Below are 1569 nucleotides of genomic sequence, written 5' to 3'. Positions count from 1 at the left end.
GCCGGACCGGCCCGCGGCAACGTCGGCAAAGGACTGTTAGCAAAGGACGGTCAGGAACAGGCGCTGCCGTTGAGGGCGAACCCGGTCGGGGCACCACTGTTGCCGGTGTGGTTGGCCTGGTAGCCGATCGTGGTGGAGGCCCCCGGCGCGAGTGCCCCGTTGTAGGACACATTGCGGGCCGTCACCTGGCCGGAAGCCGGCGAATAGGTCGCGTTCCAGCCCGAGGTGATGGTCTGGCCGGAGGGCAGGGTGAAGGTCAGGCTCCAGCCGTTGACGGCCGCCGAGCCGGTGTTGGTGACGGTCACGTTGTTGGTCAGCCCGGTGTTCCAGGCGCTGACACTCGAGGTGACCTTGCAGGCGCCACCCCCGGACGGCGGAGTGGTAGGCGGTGTCGTGGGCGGTGTCGTGGGCGGACTGGTCGGCGGCGTCGTGGGCGGAGTGGTCGGCGGCGTCGTCGGCGGCGTGGTGCCACCGCCGCCCGAGCCGTCCAGGCCGAAGAACGTGATCGCCAGCTTGGCCTGCCCGGACAGCGGCAGCGAGTGCCCGACCCCGGCGACGCTGATCGCCTCGACCGGGGCGTGGGCCGAGTTGTTGCCGTAGCGGGTGCGGGTCCAGCCGGACTGCGGCGTGTCGGTCTGGACCGGGGTCTGGCTGACACCGAGGACGTTGGTCCACTGCTTGATCTCTTCGCCGAAGTTGTTGTAGTTCAGCGTCGTGTCGGCGGTGCCGTGCCACAGCTGCATGCGCGGCCGCGGCCCCGAGTAGCCGGGATAGGACGCCCGGACCGCGTCACCCCACTGCGCGGCGGTCTTGGTGACCTGGCCGTTGGCGCAGGCGCTGTTCCAGCCGGCCTGCTGGGAGGGGTCGGCCGGGTTGCCCGCGGTGGCCTGGAAGCACGTGTCGGGCACGCCCATGAAGGCGGCGCCGGCGGCGAAGACGTCCGGGTAGTCGGCGAGCATGACGTTGGTCATCATGCCGCCGGAGGAGGCACCGGTCACGAACGTACGCGACGTGTCGGTGTGGTACTTCGACTGCGTGTACTTGACCATCGACACGATGCCGGCCGGGTCGCTGTTGCCGTTGTGGCTGAACGCGCCGGACGACGAGACGTCCCAGCAGGAGCCGCTGCGGACCGTCGACGGGTAGATGACGATGAAGCCGTACTGGTCGGCGAGGGTGTGGAACTCGGTGCCGGAGTAGAAGGCGGGGCCGGAGCCGGTGCAGTAGTGGATGGCGACGAGCACGGCTGGGTTGGCGGGCAGCCGGTCGGGCACGTACAGGTACATCCGGATGCCGGTCGGGTTGGTGCCGAACCCGGTGACCTCGGTCAGGGACGCCGCGGAGGCCGGGTTGGTGGGAAACAGGAAGAACAGACCGAGGACGGCGGCGGCCAGGGCCGCCCAGAAACTCTTTCGCATTTCAGGGGTCCTTTCGGTGGTGCGGCCGCGGGGACGGCCCCGGCCCCCCCGATAGTTAGCGAATTGCGAGCCGCACACGAAGGGGTTGCGCGCGGGCCGCGTGCCCATCCCACGCAACCGCAAAGCGGGGTGTGGCCGGCGGGCAGGGAGG

Annotated in this window: 1 protein-coding gene; it reads right to left on the bottom strand. The window is 70.1% G+C overall.

What is annotated here, in order from left to right; translation table 11 throughout:
* Positions 1-50: 50 nt before the first annotated feature.
* Entirely contained in the window at positions 51-1418 is a 1368-nt protein-coding gene (locus AB0M88_RS53245; RefSeq protein ID WP_364116324.1) for a PHB depolymerase family esterase, read from the bottom strand.
* Positions 1419-1569: the final 151 nt, after the last annotated feature.

Origin of the sequence: Actinoplanes sp. NPDC051411 (assembly GCF_040682075.1) — a bacterium.
In the GTDB taxonomy this organism is placed as follows: domain Bacteria; phylum Actinomycetota; class Actinomycetes; order Mycobacteriales; family Micromonosporaceae; genus Actinoplanes.
Note: the sequence above shows the minus strand (reverse complement) of the source record. Positions and strands in the feature narration are given on the sequence as shown.